This is a genomic window from Protofrankia sp. Cas3, from assembly GCF_963555955.1.
Lineage (GTDB): Bacteria > Actinomycetota > Actinomycetes > Frankiales > Frankiaceae > Protofrankia.
Map to the genome: position 1 here is coordinate 1 of NZ_CAUVXP010000281.1, position 3,737 is coordinate 3,737.

Annotated in this window: 1 protein-coding gene; it reads left to right on the forward strand. The window is 72.5% G+C overall.

The genetic code is table 11. The features are described 5' to 3' along the window. A partial coding sequence (locus tag U9983_RS27100) for a type I polyketide synthase (RefSeq protein ID WP_322756732.1) occupies positions 1 to 3,737 on the forward strand: 3,737 nt, incomplete at both ends.

Sequence of the window (3,737 nt, forward strand, 5' to 3'; positions counted from 1 at the left end):
AGGTGGATTGGGCGGCGTACTATGCCGGCACCGGTGCCCGACGTGTCGATCTGCCCACCTATCCCTTCCAACGGGAGCGGCACTGGCTCGACGCCGGCCGACGGGCGGCGGACGTGTCGGGGGTGGGTCTGCGACCGGCGGAGCATCCGTTGCTGGGGGCCGCACTGGAGCGGGCGGATGACGGTGGGCTGATCATGTCGGGGCGGCTGTCGACGCGCGCGCAGCCGTGGCTGGCTGATCATGTGGTTGCGGGTGTGACCCTGTTGCCGGGGACGGTGTTCGTCGAGTTCGCCCTGCGTGCCGGTGCCGAGGTGGGGTGTGGCCGGCTGGAGGAGCTGGCGTTGGCCGTTCCGCTGGTGCTTGCCGCCGACAGCGGTGGCGTGGTCGTGCAGGTCGTGCAGGTCGTGGTGTCGGGGCCGGACGAGCGTGGCGGCCGGGAGGTCACGATCTACTCCCGCCCCGCGGACGCGCCGCGCGGTGGCGCCGGCGAATCCCATGCCGGCGTCGACCTCGTGGGCGGGCGTGGTGGGGTGGACGGCCCGGACGACAGTGGGTGGACCCGGCACGCGACCGGCCTGCTGACCACGTCCGGCCAGACCGCCCCGGAGATCTCGACCGGTCTTGACGTGTGGCCGCCGGCCGACGTCGCCGAAGTCGACGTCGCCGCCGTGTACGACGAGCTCGCCGACAGCGGTTACCGGTATGGGCCGGCGTTCCAGGGACTGCGACGCATGTGGCGTCACGGCGACGGAAGTGTCTACGCCGAGGTTTCCGTTGGCACCGCCGCCGACGGCGTGGCGGCACCTGAAGCCACCACGACGGGCGCCGAAGCCGCGGGTGCGCGCGGTCATGTCGATTCGTGGGGCTACGTGATTCACCCGGCGTTGTTCGACGCCGCGCTGCATCCGTTGTTGGCGGCAGGTGGCGCGCGCCAGATGTCCGTGCCGTTCCACTGGTCAGGTGTCTCGGTCGCCGCGCCGGAGGGACTTCGGACCATACCCCTGTCGGCTCCGGCGGCGACGCCGACTCTGCGGGTCCACTGCCGGTGGATCGACGGGGACAGGACCCGTGTCGAGCTCGCGACCTCCGCCGGAGTGCCCGTCGCCGTGGTCGAGTCGCTGACGTGGCGGCCGCTCTCCGCCGTCGCGTCCGCCGTCGGCGACGCGGCGGTCGACAGATCCCTGTTCGCACTGACCTGGCTGCCCGTCGAGACCGAGCCGGCCGCACCGGAGACGACCGAGCTGGCGGTGGCGCCGTACGCCGACTCCGCCCGTCCTGAGTATCTGACGCCCTGGGACGCCCGCCATGTCGGAGGCCAGGCGCCGTCCACGGTCGTCCTGGACCTGCGCCCGGCCGACGACCACGCGGACCGTTCCCAGATGCCGTCGGCGGAGTCGGTCCGGGCGTTGACCGGGCTCGCGCTCGAGGCGCTGCAGCAGTGGCTGGCCGACGAGCGGTTCGCGTCGTCCCTGCTCGTGGTCATCACAGGTCAGGACGACGACCTCGTAACCTCTGGCGCCCGGGGCCTGCTCCGCTCGGCTCAGACGGAGAATCCCGGCCGGCTTGTCGTCGTCGAGATGGCCCTCGACGACCGCTTGTGGGCCGCGATTCCGGCGGCGATCGCTACGGGCGAGCCGCGTGTGGCCGTGCGGGACGGACAGATCGTTGCGCCTCGCCTCGTCCGCCGCCCCCGTGACACTTGCCCGACGTTGACGACGAGTCCCACGGCGGGGTCGAGGACTGGCACCATGGCCGCCGGCGCCACAACGGAACCCGCGCCGTTCGGCGGGGACGGAACCGTGCTGATCACCGGCGCGAGCGGCGCGCTCGGCGGCCTGTTCGCGCGCCACATGGTGACCGAGCACCACGTGCGCAGCCTCCTGCTGCTCAGCCGCCGCGGCCTGAACGCCCCGGGAGCGGCCGAACTCGCCGAGGATCTTCGCGCGCTCGGCGCGACGGTGACCACAGTGGGGTGCGACGCGGCGGACCGGGACGAGCTGTCCGCCGCACTCGCGACGGTGCCACTCGCGCACCCGCTGATGGCGGTCGTGCACGCCGCCGGCGTTCTCGACGACGGCGTCACGACGTCGTTGACGCCGGACCGCGTCGACACCGTCATGCGTCCGAAGACCGACGCGGCGTGGAACCTCCACGAGTTGACGGCGGATCTCGATCTGCACGCCTTCGTGCTCTTCTCGTCGATCGCCGGCCTGATCGGGGCGGCTGGGCAGGCGAACTACGCGGCGGCCAACACCAGTCTGGACGCGCTCGCCGCGTACCGGCGAGCGCGCGGCCTGCCGGCCCTGTCTCTCGCGTGGGGTCTGTGGTCACCGAGCGGCGGGATGGGTTCGACGTTGTCCCGGACGGACCTGGACCGCATGGCGCGGGTTGGGGTGGTGCCGCTCGACCGCGAGCTCGGCCTTGCTCTGTTCGATACCGCCGTCGCGATCTCCAATCGTTCCGTCGAGGAAGCGAGCGAAACCGTCGAGGCCGGCGAGCCTGGTGAGGCTACGGCCGGAACCGACGTCGGGGCGGCCCTGATCGTCCCGATGCGATACCAGGCCGCCGCCGTGTACGCGGAGCCCGACGACAATTCCCCCGCGGGCGCGCTCACGTGCCTCCTGCGCGAGGGTCGGCGTCGGTCCGCCGCGGCGGACCGGCCCGGGAGCGCCACCGTCCAGACCACCGGGTCGGATGCGGCTGGTCGCGTCGCGCACAGCGGCCCGCGGGCCGACCGTGGCGTGTCCCCGCTCGCCGAGGAGCTGCGCGGACTATCGGCCGCCGACCGGGCCGCCGCCATGGTCGACCTCGTGCGGCGCCAGGTCGCGGCGGTGCTCGGCCACGCCCGCCCCGAGGCGATCGCGGGCGATCGCGCGTTCAAGGACATCGGGTTCGACTCGTTGACCGCCGTGGAGCTGCGGAACCAGCTCGTCCGCGCGACGGGTCTGCGTCCGTCGCCGACGGTGGTGTTCGACTACCCGTCGGTCGACGCGCTGGCCGGCCGTCTCCTCGAGGAGATGTTCGGCGAGGACGCGCTGGTCGGCGGGGACGGGGGGCCGTCCCCACGGCGCTCCGCGGCGCGGACGTCGGCCGGCGGCGACCCGCTCGAGCCGATCGCCATCGTGGGGATGGCGTGTCGCTATCCGGGCGGGGTCGGGTCGCCGGAGGACCTGTGGCGGCTCGTGTCCGAGGGCCGCGACGCCATCTCAGGTTTTCCGACGGACCGCAACTGGGACGACCTTTACGACCCGGAGCCTGACGCTCCCGGCCGGACGTACGCCCGCGAGGGCGGCTTCCTGTACGACGCCGCCGAGTTCGACGCCGCCTTCTTCGGCATCTCGCCACGCGAGGCGCTCGCGATGGACCCGCAGCAGCGGCTGCTGCTGGAGGTCGCGTGGGAGACGTTCGAACGCGCGGAGATCAACCCGTTGACGGTGCGCGGCAGCGACACCGGCGTCTTTGCCGGGATGATGTACCACGACTACGCGCCACCGGTAGGTGACATGCCTGCGGATCTCGAGGGCATCCTGCTGACCGGCAACACCGCGAGCGTCATAGCGGGGCGGGTGGCGTACACGCTGGGGTTGACGGGTCCTGCTATGACGGTGGACACGGCGTGTTCGTCGTCGTTGGTGGCGTTGCATCTGGCGGCTCAGGCGCTTCGGGCGGGGGAGTGTTCGATGGCGCTGGCGGGTGGGGTCACGGTGATGTCGTCGCCGGGGACGTTCGTGGAGTTG